The organism is Flavobacterium ranwuense, from assembly GCF_004349315.1.
Classification (GTDB): domain Bacteria; phylum Bacteroidota; class Bacteroidia; order Flavobacteriales; family Flavobacteriaceae; genus Flavobacterium; species Flavobacterium ranwuense.
Genome location: NZ_SMLH01000001.1, coordinates 236,431 through 254,422, shown reverse-complemented (window position 1 = coordinate 254,422; position 17,992 = coordinate 236,431). Strand labels below are relative to the sequence as shown.

14 protein-coding genes and 1 tRNA gene are annotated in these 17,992 nt (G+C 35.0%); 5 read left to right on the top strand and 10 right to left on the bottom strand.

Annotated features, from left to right (window positions below):
- Positions 1-55: 55 nt before the first annotated feature.
- Both mscL and E0I61_RS01055 read right to left on the bottom strand, forming a co-directional pair.
- The gene (gene mscL, locus E0I61_RS01060) at positions 56-472 is read right to left on the bottom strand and encodes a large conductance mechanosensitive channel protein MscL (protein ID WP_131991169.1); all 417 of its coding nucleotides are present in this window, start codon (positions 470-472) and stop codon (positions 56-58) included.
- Positions 473-561: 89 nt separating this feature from the next.
- A complete protein-coding gene (locus E0I61_RS01055) occupies positions 562-3,009 on the bottom strand; it encodes a bifunctional UDP-N-acetylmuramoyl-tripeptide:D-alanyl-D-alanine ligase/alanine racemase (protein ID WP_132068831.1) in 2,448 nt (815 codons plus the stop codon).
- Between the two features lie 223 nt (positions 3,010-3,232).
- Here E0I61_RS01055 and E0I61_RS01050 point away from each other — a divergent pair, with 223 nt between their 5' ends.
- Positions 3,233-3,838, top strand: coding sequence for a hypothetical protein (locus E0I61_RS01050; RefSeq protein WP_131991173.1), 606 nt, complete (start codon positions 3,233-3,235; stop codon positions 3,836-3,838).
- Here the strand turns inward: E0I61_RS01050 and E0I61_RS01045 are convergent.
- The 7 genes from E0I61_RS01045 to E0I61_RS01015 all read right to left on the bottom strand — a co-directional run bounded on the left by E0I61_RS01045 (position 3,833) and on the right by E0I61_RS01015 (position 10,014).
- Complete coding sequence (locus E0I61_RS01045; RefSeq protein WP_131991175.1) at positions 3,833-4,534, bottom strand: porin family protein; 702 nt, start codon at positions 4,532-4,534, stop codon at positions 3,833-3,835. The genes E0I61_RS01050 and E0I61_RS01045 overlap by 6 nt on opposite strands.
- 882 nt (positions 4,535-5,416) lie before the next feature.
- Positions 5,417-5,501, bottom strand: a tRNA-Ser gene (locus tag E0I61_RS01040).
- A 62-nt stretch (positions 5,502-5,563) separates the two neighbouring features.
- Positions 5,564-6,592 (bottom strand): asparaginase, encoded by a 1,029-nt coding sequence (locus E0I61_RS01035; protein WP_131991638.1) that lies wholly within the window; start codon positions 6,590-6,592, stop codon positions 5,564-5,566.
- Positions 6,582-7,718: a 1-acyl-sn-glycerol-3-phosphate acyltransferase gene (locus tag E0I61_RS01030; protein ID WP_131991201.1), complete on the bottom strand. Its 1,137-nt coding sequence runs from the start codon at positions 7,716-7,718 to the stop codon at positions 6,582-6,584. Before E0I61_RS01030 ends, E0I61_RS01035 begins: the two co-directional genes overlap by 11 nt.
- A gap of 65 nt (positions 7,719-7,783) precedes the next feature.
- Positions 7,784-8,563: a TatD family hydrolase gene (locus tag E0I61_RS01025; protein ID WP_131991203.1), complete on the bottom strand. Its 780-nt coding sequence runs from the start codon at positions 8,561-8,563 to the stop codon at positions 7,784-7,786.
- A 138-nt stretch (positions 8,564-8,701) separates the two neighbouring features.
- On the bottom strand, positions 8,702-9,427 hold the full coding sequence (locus E0I61_RS01020) for a tetratricopeptide repeat protein (protein ID WP_132068829.1): 726 nt from the start codon (positions 9,425-9,427) through the stop codon (positions 8,702-8,704).
- Between the two features lie 2 nt (positions 9,428-9,429).
- Positions 9,430-10,014, bottom strand: coding sequence for an RNA polymerase sigma factor (locus tag E0I61_RS01015; protein WP_132068827.1), 585 nt, complete (start codon positions 10,012-10,014; stop codon positions 9,430-9,432).
- Positions 10,015-10,297: 283 nt separating this feature from the next.
- On the opposite strand from E0I61_RS01015, the gene E0I61_RS01010 reads away from it, so the two are divergent.
- The 4 genes from E0I61_RS01010 (at position 10,298) to E0I61_RS00995 (ending at position 16,590) form a co-directional block, all read left to right on the top strand.
- A complete protein-coding gene (locus E0I61_RS01010) occupies positions 10,298-11,278 on the top strand; it encodes a hypothetical protein (RefSeq protein WP_132068825.1) in 981 nt (326 codons plus the stop codon).
- A 208-nt stretch (positions 11,279-11,486) separates the two neighbouring features.
- On the top strand, positions 11,487-13,439 hold the full coding sequence (locus tag E0I61_RS01005; protein ID WP_132068823.1) for a PKD domain-containing protein: 1,953 nt from the start codon (positions 11,487-11,489) through the stop codon (positions 13,437-13,439).
- 86 nt (positions 13,440-13,525) lie between these two features.
- The gene (locus E0I61_RS01000) at positions 13,526-16,153 is read left to right on the top strand and encodes a CHAT domain-containing protein (RefSeq protein ID WP_132068821.1); all 2,628 of its coding nucleotides are present in this window, start codon (positions 13,526-13,528) and stop codon (positions 16,151-16,153) included.
- On the top strand, positions 16,150-16,590 hold the full coding sequence (locus E0I61_RS00995; protein WP_132068819.1) for a retropepsin-like aspartic protease: 441 nt from the start codon (positions 16,150-16,152) through the stop codon (positions 16,588-16,590). The genes E0I61_RS01000 and E0I61_RS00995 overlap by 4 nt, the downstream gene beginning before the upstream one ends.
- A 55-nt stretch (positions 16,591-16,645) precedes the next feature.
- Here the strand turns inward: E0I61_RS00995 and odhB are convergent, their stop codons facing one another.
- On the bottom strand, positions 16,646-17,863 hold the full coding sequence (gene odhB / locus E0I61_RS00990; protein WP_131991217.1) for a 2-oxoglutarate dehydrogenase complex dihydrolipoyllysine-residue succinyltransferase: 1,218 nt from the start codon (positions 17,861-17,863) through the stop codon (positions 16,646-16,648).
- Positions 17,864-17,992: the final 129 nt, after the last annotated feature.

Below are 17,992 nucleotides of genomic sequence, written 5' to 3'. Positions count from 1 at the left end.
CGGTTTAGTCCTGAAATTAATTCAGGATAAATTAGAATATATAATGTAGCGGAAATTATTTTTTCAATAAATCTCTAATCTGAGTCAATAATTCTTCTTGAGTTGGTCCAGCAGGAGCAACTATAACAACAACTTCTTTTTTCTTCGCTTTTTCAGCGGCTCTTAAAATCACAAAAACAAAAAAAGCAATAATAATAAAGTTAATGATCGCCTGAACTAAATTACCATACGTAATCACCGCAGCTCCTGCTTCTTTTGCTGCAGGTAAATCAGGATAACTGCTCCCATCCAAAGTGATGAATTTCTGGGTAAAATCAATTCCACCTGTTAACAAACCAACAATTGGCATTATAACATCATCAACGGCAGATCCAACAATTTTTCCAAATGCAGCACCAATAACAACAGCAGTTGCCAAGCTTAAAACGTCTCCCCTCATTAAAGAAGCCTTAAAATCACTAAAAAATCCCATAATTTATTTTTTTAGGTTAAAAATATATCTTTCTTAACGAATGTAATAAATTTTTAAACACAATTAACAGTCTTTTACACAACATTTAATCACTCTCTATAAAAAACTCGTTTCACTCGTTGGGAAATACTGGTGAGGATCTCATAGGGTATTGTGTTTAATTTTTGTGCCATATAGGTTACCGTTGGGCTTTCGCCAAAAATAATTACCTGATCTCCTTCTGTGCATTCAATTTCAGTAACATCAACCATCAGCATGTCCATACAGATACTACCAACAATAGATGCTTTCGACTTTTTGATCGTTACAAAACCTAAACCATTTCCCCAACTTCTGGAAATACCATCGGCATACCCAATAGGAATGGTAGCAATTTTTGTAGGTTTATCTGCAATGAATCGCCTGCCATACCCAACGCTTTCGCCGGCAGCAATACCCCTGATTTGTGAAATCACCGACTTAAGTGTTCCAACATTTTCCAACTTTTTTTGTTCTTCGGCATCATTTGAAACACCGTAAAGACCAATGCCCAAACGCGCCATATCGTATTGTGAATCCGGATAATTACTAATCCCGGAAGTATTCAAAATATGTCGCAGCGGTTTTATTTGTAATTCAGACATCAATTTAGAGGATAATTTTTCGAATAAATCAATTTGTGAATGTGCAAAATCCTTGTATTCTAAATCATCACTTGTGGCCATGTGTGACAAAATACTTTCCACTTTAACGGTTTGATTTCCTTTTAAAGTTACAATCAAATCATCAATCGTATTGTCTTCAAAACCTAGACGATGCATTCCTGTATCAAGTTTGATATGTATCGGAAATTGGTTTAAATTCTTTTGTTCGGCAATTTTAAGGAACGCATAAAGTCCTTTCAAACTATAAATTTCAGGTTCTAACTGATGTTGAATAATCGCAGGAAAACTGGTCGTTTCAGGATTTAAAACCATAATAGGCAAATGAATTCCTGCACTTTTCAGCGAAATTCCTTCATCGGCGAAAGCCACTCCCAGATAATCCACTTTGTGATGTTCCAATAATTTAGCGATTTCAAAACCGCCATTTCCGTAACCAAAAGCCTTTACCATCACCATAATCTTGACATTCGACTTCAATTTTGATTTAAAAAAATTCAGGTTGTAACTAATCGCATTCAGGTTGATTTCCAAAACGGTTTCATGTGTTTTTTCTTCCAATAAGGAAACAATTTCTTCAAATTGAAATGTTCTCGCCCCTTTGATTAAAATAGTTTCATTGACAAAATTCAAATCATCAAATTTTGATATAAACTCGGCTGTATTTTTATAGGTTATGCAATTGGCAAACTTCTTTTCGAATGCCGAAATGGTTTCTCCAATGCCTATAACGCGGTCAATTTTATTCGAAACAATCAACTGGGAAACTTTAGCATACAATTCGTCATTAGACAAACCGCTTTGGAAAATATCCGAAAGAATCACCGTTTTCTTCTTGTATTGCTTTTGACTTTCGAGAAAATCCAACGCTATTTTCAACGACTGAAAATCAGAACTGTAACTGTCATCAATAATACTGCAGTTGTTGATTCCGTTCTTGACTTTCAACCGCATTTCTACCGGATACAATAACTCCATTCGATTTTGAATGGTTTTTTCATCGTATTTAAAATACAATAAAACCATCAAACACGAGATTGCATTTTCAACCGATGCCTTATCCTGAAAAGGAATTGCCAATCCGAATGAATCTCCTTTATATCGGTATTGAATAGTGGTTGTATCGTTTTTAATTGCTGTATTGAAGACAAAAACGTCAGCTTCTTTTGAGTTAAAACTCCAGGTGAACGTTTTTGCTTTTGAAAGGATAATGGCATCAACCATTTCGTTTTTTTGGTAAATAACCACTTCTGAATTTTCAAAAAGGGTGATTTTCTCTCTTATTTTATTTTCTAAATTTACAAAACCTTCATCATGCGCAGAACCAATATTGGTAAGAATCCCAATCGTTGGCTTGATTATTTTCTCCAGTTTTTCCATTTCAGAATGGGTAGAAATTCCGGCTTCAAAAATCCCCAGATTGTGTTGCTCATTGATTGCAATTACAGACAATGGTACACCAATTTGTGAGTTGTAACTCTTTGGACTTCGAATAATATTATAATCAGGGCTCAATAAAAAATTAAGCCATTCCTTAACTATCGTTTTGCCATTACTTCCAGTCAATCCGATAACAGGAAAATCAAAAAGACTGCGATAGTTTGCCGCAAATTGTTGTAAAGCGGTCAGTGTGTTTTCAACAACAAAGAAATTAGCTTTGCCTTCGCATTCTTCCGGAATATGGGTAACCACAAAATTCTGAACGCCAATTGCGATTAAATCCTGAATATACCGATGCGCATCAGTATTGGCTCCAACCAATGCAAAAAACAAAGTCTGCGGCCCGTTTTGCAAAGAACGGCTGTCTATAGCAATAGTATCTATTGCCAAATTAGTGTTGTTACCAATAAATTCAGCAGGGATATTTTGAATACTTTTAAGGATTTTCTGGCTCATGGAATTAGAAAGAGATTGAAGTAGATTTCTTGTATAGAAATTACACTTTTAATAGTTCGTCTATTTGTAAAACTTCCTCAAAAATAACACTTCTTTTCAAAACGATGACTTAGATATACTATAATTATAAGCAATTCCGTATATTTAAGAAAAAGAAAGAAGAGCATTAGCTTAACTAATTTTGGTAGATTACTTATATTTGTTTTTAGAAAAATCAGAAGTTTTGAAAAAAATCCTCCCATTGTTTTCCTATGTTTTCCATCCGATATTCATACCGGCAATGGCCACGTTATTTTATCTTTCGTTTAACGGCGCTGACTTTGTGAATCAAGAAAAATTATTTGTTTTTTTTCAAGTTTTAGTTGTAACGGTGATTTTACCTGCTTTGGTGTTTTTATTATTACGTACCGCAGGAAACATAGATTCCATTATGCTTGCCGAAGTATCCCAACGCAAAATTCCATTAATCCTTCACTGCTTTTTACTTATTCTGTTGGTGCGAAAAAGCATTACAATAGACCGATATCCTGAGTTGCACTTTTTTCTGCTGGGTGCGCTTTTGAGTACTATATTAGCGCTAATTCTAGTGTTTGCCAATATAAAAGCCAGCCTTCACATGATTGCCATCAGTTCCTTGACGGTTTTTATAATTGGATTGAGCTTGCACCTTCAAATTCAGAATACATTTACAATTGCACTGCTGATTCTTTTTAATGGTTTTGTGGCTTCCTCACGATTAGAAATGAAAGCACACACGAATAAAGAATTGATTATAGGTTTTATGCTAGGAGCAGTGTCTCAGTTGCTTTTGTTAGTGCTGTGGTTATAAAATGTAGAATATAATTCCAATATTCAATGATTTCATATTAACCGATTCGTCATTGACTTTTGCGGATTTAAACAGTGAATTCAAACCGTAATAGGCATATAAATTAATCGTGTTATAGCCTGATGAAATATAAGCCCCATATTGAACTTTATTGAAATCTTTATTTCCTGTCACCACTACTTTGCCATCAGCGCTATTAAAAATAGATCTGTCATAGAGTACATAACTCAATTTTAGTCCTCCGTAAATTCTCCAAAATTTATGACTTTCGTAAGTAGAAGTTCTCCATCTGAACTCAAGAGGCACATCAACTGAAAGCAATGAGAACTTGTTTTTATCGTATGGAATATCCGAATCAATAATAGTATACACCGGAGTTCCTGCAGGTGAAGAAATAGCAAGATTTTGATTATAATTATTATATGAAAAACCAATACCGGAAGCTATAGCAACCGTTCTTTTTTTATTAATGGGCATATCTCTCAGAAAACCTGCCGATAACCCAGAAGAAAATTTGCTTTGTGACAAACCTGAAGGCTTATTCATCAGTGTATTATATGTTATTGCAAAATAAAACTGATCTTCTCGATACAAGGAATCAACTTTCACAATGACGGTATCTTGAGTTACAGTATTTTCTTGGGAAAAAACATTAAAAATGGATAGAAAAAGAAAGCAACTTAAGAATAGTCGCATGTAGTTATTTTTGTTTAATGATTGCTCCATGTTAGTTTAAATACATTCTTTGACTTCATCATTGTTTATCGCTTACAAATATAGGATTTTGATAGATTCCAGAGACGTATTTCTTTCAAAAAACACAGTGGTAGATTTTAATATTTCCTTATCTTGGATAATTTAGAATCCAAATCAAAAAGATACATACAAGAACATCAATATTAAAGCAACTATCGATAAACTCCCGACAGTAAGAAAAAAAACACCTATGTACAAAAACACTTCTTTTTTTCTGTTTTCTGTTTCCATCAGTTCCGTTTTTTAAATTTGTAAAATTTTTATCTTTTATCTTTTAATGATGTATCAAATAGTTTTTATATCTGGGTTCTTCAATTAATAATTTAGGTTTCAGAAAATTTTTAAGAATATTAGAAGCTTTAATCTCTAGTTGAAATTAAATACAGGATGTTTCTATTACAAATATAATCGATTAAATACGCAAATAAACATGTTTGGTATTTATTTTCTTACTTAATTTAAATTATTTATTATATTTTAAAATAGAACAAACAAGTTTCATTAAATGGTTATGATCAATATTAAATAATCAACAAAAAAATATCAATTTTAAATGACTTCTTATTGTCAATAAATAAAATTGCGAAGATTATAGAATGTTAAAACCCAGAATACTTTGCTCATAAGTGATTTGAGTTTAAAGGTATTTACAGTAAAAACAGGATTAATTTCATTCATTCCGGAATAGAATCTCACAAAGAAATTAATGCTTGGCATTTCATGCCTGATCCTTTTTTGTTTTTATACGCTTAGACAAACAAAAAAATTTGTCACACTATAAAACAAAAAATGCTCCCCTTTCAGGAAGCATTAATTTCTTTGCAGAGAGGAAGGGATTCGAACCCTCGATATGTTGCCATATACACGCTTTCCAAGCGTGCGCCTTCAGCCACTCGGCCACCTCTCTATTTTCATTTAAGGTTGCAAAGAACACAAAAAAAACTGACTTAGAAAAGTAAAAACTGAATATTATACCATTTCGCCTCGTAAAGCCCTTTCAAAGATAGCCTTAAAGTCTTTTTGAGCTGTTTTTTGACCCAGTAAATACATCAATTTTGTTATTGCGCCTTCAGTGGTAATGTCTTTTCCGGAAATCACTCCAATTTCTTTCAAGCCTGTACTGGTTTCATATTGTCCCATTCTCACACTTCCCCCGGAACATTGGGTAACATTCACTATATGTAAACCTCTGGAAATTGCTTTTTTTAATAAATTTAAAAACCATTCTTCCGTAGGTGCATTCCCCGCTCCATAGGTTTCTAAAACAACACCTTTAAGATTCGGAATATCTAAAATAGCCGATAAAACTGCTTCACTGATACCTGGAAACATTTTTATGATAGCCACATTATTATCCAAATTTTTATGAACTTTGAATTCCTTATTTTCGTTTTTGGGTAAAAACAATTCGGGATTCAATTTTAAGTGTACTCCGGATTCCACCAATTCAGGATAATTAGGGGAGGTAAACGCTTTGAAATGTTCGGCATTAATCTTGGTGGTTCGATTGCCTCGGTATAATTTGTATTCAAAGTAAAGACACACTTCACTGATAACTGGCGCGTCATTATGGCGCAAAGAAGCAATTTGAATCGCAGTAATCAGATTCTCTTTGGCATCAGTACGTAAATCTCCAATAGGCAATTGGGAACCCGTAAAAATAACTGGTTTTGACAAATTCTCGAGCATAAAACTCAAAGCTGATGCGGAATACGACATCGTATCTGATCCATGAAGCACAACAAATCCATCAAAAGAAACGTAATTATCAGCAACAATTGTAGCAATTTTTGCCCATTCTTCAGGATTCATATTAGAAGAGTCAATGGGATTCTCAAATGAAATTGTTTCTATCTCACAGTCCAATTGTTTCAATTCTGGGATTCGTTGTAATAATTTGCTAAAATTGAAAGCCTTAAGTGCACCCGTTTCAAAATCTTTCCTCATACCGATGGTTCCACCAGTATAAATCAAAAGTATTTTGGATTTATACAACATCATGGTATTTTAATTTATTCACAACCGGATTCGCATACATCGCCAAAAAACCATCTAAAGCTACTGGATTGTCATGATCAATACGCATTTCAAGTCTGCGACCGAATAACGATTTTTCATTTTCGGTGTACAAATGGGAATAGTGATCTGTCTTGTTTACAATGTCATATGCAATAAAATTCGTTGGCCACAACTTATAATTGCTCAATATTGCATCATCAATTACTTTTGCCAAAGCTACTATTTGCTTATTGGTACTATCATTCTCAGCAATGACTGTATCAATTTCAGTATCTAACACTTTACCAACATGAATGTGAATTCTTTTCTTTTGTCCCAAAGCACCGCTAAGAATTGTCATGAAGTCTTCATTTTTTTCTTTAATGTACACTTCATTATTGGCTTCAGCCATCAATTGAGGCATTTTCAAAGCATCCGTTGGGTCGTATTCATACGAAATAGAAACCGGTACAATTTTTATCTTTTTGAAATAATCCATCAAATTCTTTTCGTCAGAACCCATTCCAAGCATTTTCAAAACACCCGGATTAGTTTCGTCATTTCCGTCTTTGGTTCTTCCTTCACGTTGCGCAATCCAAACGGAACGGTTTTCATGGAGTAATAAATTGCCAATATATTCTGACAACAACTTTGAACTTTGTAGCATTTCCCTTGGCGTTAAGCCACGCTGCACTAAAAAATTTCGATTTAGTTTGGCTAACGTATTCAGAAACGATTTCTTGACTAAATTATCTCCAATCGCAGAAGCCGTCATCGCTAACCCATGTTCAAATAAAGCGGTATTCAACAAAGTGGTATCCAATAGAATATCTCGATGATTCGAGATAAATAGATAGGAGGTATTAGGCTTTAAGTTTTCAAAACCTGAAGTAGTCAAACCTTCAGAGCTTTTTTCCAAAACTCTTTGAACAGACTGATAAATAAAATTGCACTGAAAATCACGAATAGAATGCGTTTTTCGCAATTGTTCTTTCCAAACTTCATCAGCAACATCCGGAAAAGTAAAATTCATCAATGCTTTCATCATGGGATGATTTACAACATTCTGAAGTGCTTCGTTTATTTCGGAATCGTAAAATGGCCGAATAGCGTCAAATTTCTGCATTTTGGTTCTCAATTTTTGTGTTGGCAAATGAACAAAAAAAATATCAAAATAAGGTAAATTCTTCTTTAAATCCCAAAAATAGCTTTGGAATTCTCCGTGGTTATTGCTGCAACTTCATTTGCCGAAAGACTATAAATTTGCGCTAACTTATCTACGACATTAACGATATACCCACTCTCGTTGCGTTTGCCTCGAAAGGGTATTGGTGCCAGATAAGGGGAATCCGTTTCTAAAACAATATGTTTCAAATCGATTTGATTCAAAAATTGATCTATTTTCCCGTTTTTAAAAGTCACTACTCCACCTATTCCCAGCTTCATATTATACGAAATCGCCTGTAATGCTTGTTGATGCGTTCCGGAGAAACAATGAAAAATTCCAAATAAATCAGCTGATTTTTCCTCTTCCAGAATTTCAAATATGGCCTCAAAAGCTTCCCGACAATGAATCACAATAGGTAATTTGTATTGTTTGGCTAACTGGATTTGTCTTCTAAAGGCGATTTGCTGCTCCTTCAAATGCGTTTTATCCCAATACAAATCGATTCCAATTTCACCAATGGCATAAAATTTTCTTTTCGCCAATTCGTTTTCTACGTGTTGCAATTCTTCGAGATAATTGTCTTTTACATACGTAGGATGCAAACCCATCATCAAGAAAACAGTGGTAGGGTGATTTTTCTCCAATTCATACATAGACTCCGTACATGTGGAGTCGATTGCAGGAATAAAAAATCGTGAAACCCCGGCATCAATGGCGCGCTGTATCATTTCATTTCGGTCTTGATCAAATTCCTCAGAATATAAATGTGTATGGGTATCGGTGATTATTGCTTTTGTTTCCAAGTCTATAGTTTAAGGTTACAAAGTTGCGAAGTTTTTTAAAATTTTATAACAAAAGTCAAAAAGAAAAAAAGATACTCCAGAAAATTCTTTTGTATCTTTTCGTTATACTTATAAAAGTGCTGCTTTTGTTTTAAAAATTTAATCCAATTCCTTCAATAATTCCTGAACTTGTTCATAATCCTCGTAATCTGAGGAAATAGTCAATAGAATTTCCTTACAGGATTTATAATCTTTCTGTTTTAATTTGGCTAAAGCCAAATTCCAAATTGCTTTATTTTTATAAATTGAAGTCCCCGCTTTTAGTTCGTTAAAAACAACTTCAGCTTCTTGAATTTCATTAGTTTCCAATAAGGAAATCCCATAGAAATAGTGTATTTCCGGCGTGTCTTTCTCTTTTAAAACGGCTTTAAAAAATGAGATGGCTGCTTTATAATTTTTTGCATTGAAAGCGTCCTCTGCTTGTTTCAGTTTTTCATCAACCGCCCCTCTTTCGGTGAAATAAGCGTTCTCATGTTGGTTGAAATCTTCGAAATTTGGTTTTGGATTAAAAAGAAACAACCCCAACAAAACAACAACTGATGCTGCAACCAAATAAATCCAAGGCTTAAATCCAATCACTTTTGTTTTCGGTTTAGAAGCTTTAAAATGATCATTCGAAATCGATTTTGAATTTTCTTTGAAAGCATTAAACTCATCGGCATTGCCAAATTTATTTTCCAGATGAAGATTCAATTCCTTGAAAATTTCAAATGCCGAAGCCAATTCCGGGTCTTCAGCCAATTGATTCTCGAACTTTACTTTATCTTCGACAGACAATTCGTCTTGAAGATAGTGGTCGAATACTATATAACGGTCCTCGTTCATGGCTAAGTGATTTTTAAAGATTTAAATCGGTTTGTTTCCTGAATCCACTGGGTTAATTGACCGGTACACAACGATTTTTTCTTGCGGACATACCCGTAAGTCACCTGGAGTTTCTCCGCCACCTCTTCCATAGATTTGAGGGTAAAACTCAATTTTAATAACTCTTGGCATTTGTCACCCAGTTTTTTAAACATCGCATCAAAAAGCTGTTGTTTCTCCTCGAATGCTTCGGTTTGTGTAACCATCTCATCTGAGGGTTCATTATTAGATGCAAAATCCTCCCTGATTGTTACCCCTTTATTCGATGCTTTTTTCAATTCATTCAGCCATTTCCTTTTACATAACAAAAAAAAATAGGCGTCAAACGGGCAAGTGAGTTGCAATTTGTTAACTTTTGCCTGATTAAAAAGCAAAATCAGGATTTCCTGAACCACATCTTGGGCCTGATCTTCATCACCTGAATTATTCCTTATATAGGTAACCACTTTGGGAACAAACTTTTTGTAGATAGATTGGATCATTGCCGAATTATTATTGGCAAGTCCGTCTATATAAATTTGATCCGGATGAATCGCATTGTTAGCCATAAAAAACTTTTTATTGGCTAATGTAAAAAAGAATCTGAAATAAATTCAAATTAAAAGGGTAACAATTATAAAACCAATTTGATATAACCCTGTAAACGTCCCTTAAACAACTTGAAATTATCGATACTCAGAAAAGATTCAGATTATAAGGGGTAACAAAATAATAAGAAAGTTGATATAACAATGAAGCCCTAATAAACGACAAAAAATAGTTTGCCAATTGGGGTAACAATTACAAAACAAAAAGTATCTATTAAAAAACCATTTTAAAAAATTAGAAATCATGAAATCAAATTTTAAAAACATCGCCCTTTTAGCTTTAGCAACACTAGCCTTTGCAAGCTGTACTACCAATGAAAACACAACTCCAGCACCTCCAACAAAAGCAGCATTTATTGCAATAAGGGAACAAGGGGTAAAAAAGAACACACAAAATTTTACAGCAACTGCTGGAACCGGAGTTATCACGCTAACTTCTGCAAAAGGAGTGACTATAAAATTAGACGGAAATGCACTTACTAAAAACGGAAATCCTGTAACCGGAGCAATTGATATTACATTTATTGAACTTTTCGACAAAGGAAACATGCTAATAGCTAACAAACCTACGATGGGAGTTATGCCTGACGGTAAAAAAAGTCTACTGAAATCCGGTGGTGAATTTTTTATCAAAGCCTCTCAGGGAGGTGTAGATCTAGCTACAACAGGCACAATTCAACTTCTAGTGCCCTCAAATTTAACAGGGACTGCTATTGATACTGGAATGACTTTTTGGGCAGGCGACACAAAAGACGATGACAACCTTGCTTGGGTAAGACCTGGAGGCGCAGCTGGAGGAGGAAAAGATGGAGCGGTTGGTTTCAATCAAAACGGCTATACGGTGACTTTTGGAAACTTTGGTTGGACAAATGTAGATAAATTCTACAGTGACCCAAGACCAAGAACCACCATTTTAGCAAGCGTTCCAACAGGATATAACAATACAAATAGTGCTATTTACTTGTCCTATGATGGTGAGGGCCAAAATGCGCTAGCCAAGTTAGATACTTATAATCCAACCACACTACAATTTAGTGAGCATTACGGTCAAATTCCAATAGGATTACAAATGCACATAATTTTTGCAACCGAAGATAATGGCAACTGGAGATACGCAATCAAAGCCGTAACCGTTCAAGCAAACGATGTGTACACTTTCACTTTATCCGAAACTACGCTAGGAACTGAAGCTCAATTAGTAGCCGCAATCAATGCAATACAATAACATCTGATAGAAGTTTTTAGAAAAAGTGGTGATTTGCTCACCACTTTTTTTTACATTTAAAAATATTTTCGAATGCATCCTGATGCTTCTCAGGAGCTAATCCTGCTGTACACTGTATCTTTCTTGTCCAGAACTTGCTTCTGGATCCTGAACTAAATTCAGGACAAGAAAGGATGCCGTTCCCATCAGGGCTAAAAAAAACCCGATTATGAAACCAACTTTATTTTTCCTCTTATTACTATCCTCATTTCCCTTTTACTCCCAAACAAAAGTAAAAGACACCATTACCAGAAGAGCAAACATTGGTTACAATCAAAAAGGGAAACTCGTTTCTTTCAAACCAGAAACACCACCACTGATCCCAATCGCCGGCGCACCAAAACCCAGTTATTCTTACCTATGGGAACTAGGTGACGGCCATTACAGCAGAGAAGCCGAACCCAAACATGTCTACAAAACCAAAGGTACCTATACCGCACGTCTAGCCGTAACCAATAATTATGACAACGGAAAACCACCAGCCACACGACCAAAAAAAGTGGCGATAACCGAAACTTCTGATGATCTCTACAAAGACATCGCTTCCATTGAAGACCAAAACGGCTTCACTATACAAAAAAATTGTGACCCTATTCCAGAACAGGAAATGGTGGTAATTTTAAGTTATCAAAATCTGGAAAACTACGTAAGCAACGGTAAATTATATCTTTTTTACAACGAAAAACAATTCAAAAACAACAACTTCGAATTGGTTGACTTTAGAACGCATGCCGGAGAACGCGAAATCAAAGAAAACACCCTTGCATCCGTAAATGACCTGGACAATTCTAATTCGTATTTGGCCTCCAGCGAGACTTTGGCTCCAGCCAAAAAATACAAATCCACAACCACCGAAGAAGATTTGGATGCCACACTTTTAGAAGCAAATAAAACCTACAAAAATGTTTCCATTCTGGAATTTGACGACAGCAATCCTACGGAAACCCGCACTGTTTTTTACACATTCAAAACCACTCCCGAAATGATCAAAGACACCAGCGCAACCGTAACCATGCGCGGAATATTTGTTCCCAACCGAAGTTTTAAAAACCACAAGATAAAAAATTTGGAAATGGAAATCGTCACTTCTCATGACCCAAACAAAATGGGTTCTAACGGAAGTTTCATGAATTACAGATTGGTCCGTTTCAAGAGAGTCAACTTTAAAACCCGTTTCCAAAATAATGGCGAAGGTCCAGCAAGAATGATTCGTTTGGAAACGGACATTCCGGATATGTTCGACAAGAAAACATTTCAAATTGAAGATATGTATCCAAAATGTCCGATTTGCCCTAAAGACGAAGTGCCAACAACAAGCTGTCTGGATACGATTATCAAACAAAAACAGATTTTCTTTACTTTCAAAAATATTTATCTGCCCGGGAGCAATCAGAAAAATGTAAAAGAAATCGACAGCACCAAAGGCTTTGTGAAATATTCCATGAAATTCAATAAAGACTTTCACAAAATAAAAACCAAAACCAGAACCGCCATAATTTTCGACAAAAACGAGCCCATTATTACCAATTATGCTACTACCCGATTCTTACCGGGAATTTCTATTGGGGCCAAAGCAGGTTATAATTTGTATCCAAATTTACAGAACTCCAAAAGTTATTTTGCTGGCGCAACCCTTTCCCCTTATAAATCGTACCGCTATTATTGGCAAGCTGAATTCTTGAACAGCCTGCATTCCTTTGACAATTCAATTGCTGTTGAAGAGAAAATCGTAACCACCACTAATGGTGTTCGACAACTGCAACGCACCACAACAGCTTCAAACAACCAAAATGTAAATTGGGAAATACCGGTATTACTTCGTTATAACATCAATAATTATATTGGTATTGGCGCCGGATTACAAGCCAATATAAACGTTTCTGAAAAACAGAATCAAAACCAAAAAGTAGAAACTTATGAAGGAACAACAGATAAATTTTTGATTAGCACAACTAAAGAATCCAATTCGGTTTCCGACTCTTTTACTTCGCTCAAAACAGGTTTGCTTTTTGATTTAACGATTGGTGGAGCTAGAATTGGTCCTAGTTTAGGAGCCCGATACGTGATGAATTTCAAAGAGAATTTTAATTACTTTCAGTTTTATGGATTATGGAAGTTTTAGTGTAAAAATATAAGGAATTTAAGTAGCTAATCATACCTTTATAACTGAAAAATCATCCTTTTTTACTTACACAATGTAAAAGTTATATGAACTTAAATCCCTTATATGTTTTAATTTTTTTGGTTTTAAATCTAAATATTTTTGGACAGAATACTATTTCCCAAGAAGATAAAATTTACCATACAATTGATGTTTTTGTAGCAAATCCATCTGCTGAAAACTTACAAAACCTCACCGAAAACGAAAAGGAATTTCACAAAAATCCAAAACTAAAATCCAAAAACGAACTACTGGCACTAGTCGTATTAAATTGCAATATCGCTTTCTACCAGAACCTATTTGGCAAAACCAATCAAGCGATTTCAAGCTATGAAAAGGCCTGGCAAATCTATCAGAAAAACAAACTTCAGGATTATGACATTATCGAATATTGTCTGAAACCGTTAGGGAATTTATACACAATTTTAGGGGATTATGACAATGCCGAAAACGTCATAAAACAATATTATTTTATCGCCAATGCCGAGAAAAACCAATCCCAAAAAATAGCCGCCATTCTCAATTTGTCGAATGTGTATCAAAACACGGGCAGAGTTGAAGAAGCGATTGACTTGCTCGAAAAAACCATAAAAATCGAGAAATTATCGGCCGTTCAAAAAGGGAATTTATGGAACAACTTGGGAAACAATTATGCGCTAAGCTATAAAAATCCAGTACTTTCCAAACCGATTCCAAATATTTTTACAAAACTGGAAAGCTCTTATTTTGCCGCCATACGATTATTGCAATCTGACAAGTCCCAAACCGAAACACTGGCAAATTGTTACCGCAACTTGTCTGCCTTAAATTTACAATGGCAAAACATTGAATTGGCTAATTCCTATTTTGAAAAAGCCAAGAAATATTTCTTTTCAACCCCCAATATTTCGCCTCGAAAACTAGCCAAATTCAATTATGAAGAAGCTGACTTGTTATTTCAACAAAAAAAATACGCTGAAGCAAGCACAATTATAGCATCGGTTTTCAAGATTTTAATTCCAAATTATTCCAATCAAAAGAATATTCTACCCTATCCCAATTCCCTTTATGCCGAAACGGTGTTGCTTGACGCCCTGGACTTGCAAGCCGATATTTTCGAGGAACAAAACCAACCCAAAAAAGCGTTGGAAGCTTATGCTCTTTCGTTTCAAATCGAAGATTTGTTTGCCAATCTTTTAGTATATGAAAACTCCAAAATCATCAACCAAATCCGAATTAGAAATCGAACCGAAAAATGTATTTCCATTTATGATTTTCTCTATAAAAAAGAAAATAAAAGCTCATATATAGAACGTGCTTTTCAACTTTCGGAACGAACAAAATCGGGGGTTTTGAAAAACTATCTTTCGAACAAAAAAACAGCTTCCAGAGAAGAAAAATTGCATTTGGAACAACTTCAAATTTGGACTAATGAAATCGCAAAAGAACAGCAAAAAGGAGTTTTGGCAGACGTTTCAAAAATAAACGAAGCCATGAAAAAGCAAAACGAATTGATGCTTTCGCTAAAGAAAATTAGGTCGAAAAATCAAGTCAATTCAGCCGAAAACATCGATCTGAAATCCTTGTATTCAAAACTGGAAAAAGACAAGGCAGTTATGGTTTACTATTTCTCGGGGTTTGAAAAGATGTATTCTTTTACTTTGGAAAACCAAGAAATAAAACTAAACTCCTTTAGTAACACAGCCCATTCCATTGTTAAAATTTGGCAATTCTTGGACTATTTCAGTAATGCCAATACCATTTCAAATGACGTAAAAGGCTACAATCAATATGGGAAAATTGCTTTTGATTTACTCAAATTACCCAAAAACACAATCCATAAAAACCTATTGATTGTTCCTGATGGACTACTCCATTTTCTTCCATTTGAAGCTTTGATCACAAAAGAAATAGCAACGAGTAATTTTGCCAAAATGCATTATCTATTGAATGATTTCAAGATTGTCTACAACAATTCGGCTGGTTTTTATTTGAATGCAAAACCACTTTCGACAGAGCAGCAAACCGTTTTAGGAATGTTTCCTGTTTTTGAAAATACGAATTACGAATTAGCTTTTTCTAAAGCCGAAATGCAATCCATAAAAAAGAATTTTAAAGGACAGTTTTTTGAAAATGCGACGGCAACATTCCAAAATTTCAGAATCAATGCTCCCCATCATTCGATTCTGCATTTGTCCACACATGCTTCTGCAGGTGATCTTGAAACCCTGGCAAGCATCAAATTTTACGATCAGGAAATTTTATATTCGGAATTATATCACTTGAAAATTAATTCGGAATTAGTGGTCCTAAGTGCCTGCGAAACCGGAATTGGCAAACTCTACAAATCCGAAGGCGCAATGAGTATTGCCAGAGGTTTTCAGTTTGCCGGAGCCCAAAATTTATTGTTTTCCTTGTGGAAAGTAAACGATTATACAACTTCTGTTTTTATGGATTATTTTTATAAAAATATAAAAAATGATTCCTCTTACTTTGAAGCCAATGCAAATGCAAAACGTAGCTTTTTAAATAATAAAAGTATTCCAAATGCCAAAAAATCGCCTTATTACTGGAGTGCATTCGTATATTATGGCGGAATTGAAACAAAAAGTAATTCTACAAATTATATTTTTTACAGTATTGCTTTTTTGATTTTAATTGGATTATTTTTAGCTCTTATTAGATATAAAAAATGAAAAACCTCCACACTATTCTCAAAAAAGAAAACTACAAAAAAGTAAAATTTAAGATTACCAAAACCCAACACCTTTTGATAAAGGCTAAAATTAATGGGGTAATTGGCAGTTTCATTCTCGATACGGGTGCTTCAAATAGTTGTATCGGATTTGAGAGTGTCGATTTGTTTTTATTGGAAGCCAAGAAATCCAAAACAAAAGCTTCAGGAGCAGGTGCCACAGGAATGTTTACGCAAGTTGCCACAAAAAACCAACTGCAACTGGGTTCTTGGAAAGACATCGCTTTTGATATTGTAATTTTCGATTTATCACACGTCAATGAGGCTTTACTGCAACACAAATCAAAACCCGTTCATGGAATCATTGGCGCGGATGTTTTGATGAAAGGAAAAGCGATTGTGGATTATTACAATCATTGTTTGTATTTGCTGAAATAAAAAATCCTGTTTAGTTTTTCTAAACAGGATTTTTTTATATTCTAAAATTTTAAAACTATAGTTCTAAAGCTTTTTTAGGATTGTTATCCAACAATAACTCTAATGGATTTTCTAGCGCTTCTTTGACAGCTACCAAGAATCCAACAGACTCACGACCATCAATGATTCTGTGGTCATAAGAAAGTGCCACATACATCATAGGGTGAATTTCCACTTTTCCGTTTACGGCAATAGGACGCTCGATAATGTTGTGCATTCCAAGAATTCCGGATTGTGGAGGATTGATAATTGGTGTACTCAACATGCTTCCAAAAACACCACCGTTAGTAATCGTGAACGTTCCGCCAGTCATATCATCAACTGTGATTTGTCCGTCACGTGCTTTAAGAGCCAATCTTTTAATATCAGCTTCTACACCACGGAAAGTCAAGTTTTCAGCATTACGAACTACAGGAACCATTAAACCTTTTGGTCCAGAAACCGCAATTGAAATATCGCAAAAATCGAAAGCGATCTTATGATCACCATCCATCATTGAGTTTACATCCGGGAATAATTTTAACGCTCTCGTCACTGCTTTAGTAAAGAAAGACATATATCCTAAACCAATTCCACCATGTTTTGCTTTGAATGCATCTTTGTATTCATTACGAATCAAGTTGATTGGCGTCATGTTTACTTCGTTGAAAGTAGTCAACATTGCCGTTTCGTTTTTAGCGGCAACTAATCTTTCGGCCACTTTTCTACGCAACATAGATAATTTAGTACGCTCCGTTCCACGAGATCCACCTGTAGGGGTTCCCATTGAAGGCACTGCATTTACTGCGTCATCTTTAGTGATTCTTCCGTCTTTTCCAGTTCCTGTTATTGAAGCTGGCGCTATATTTTTTTCGTCTAATATTTTTCTTGCTGCTGGAGAAGGTGCTCCTGAAGCATACGTTGCTGCTGGAACTGCTGCTACCGGAGCTGCTTTTGGCGCTTCTGCTTTAACTTCAGCTTTTGGTGCTTCAACGGGTGCATCACCTGCTGGTTTTGCTGCACTTGTATCGATTAAACAAACTACCGCTCCTACCGCTACTGCATCGCCTTCTTCTGCTTTTAAAGTAATGATTCCGCTTGCTTCTGCTGGCAATTCTAATGTTGCTTTGTCAGAATCAACCTCAGCAATTGCTTGGTCTTTCTCTACATAATCTCCGTCTTTTACCAACCAAGTTGCAATTTCAACTTCTTTTATAGATTCCCCTGGTGATGGGACTTTCATTTCTAAAATCATCTCGTATTATTTTAAATTATGAATTTTATGTTTTAAATTGTTCTGGAACAACTTATGTGTTTATTGTGTGAACTGTTTTTTAGTCCTGATGGTCGAATTGCTCTCGCAATTACCTTTTTCTTTTTTCCT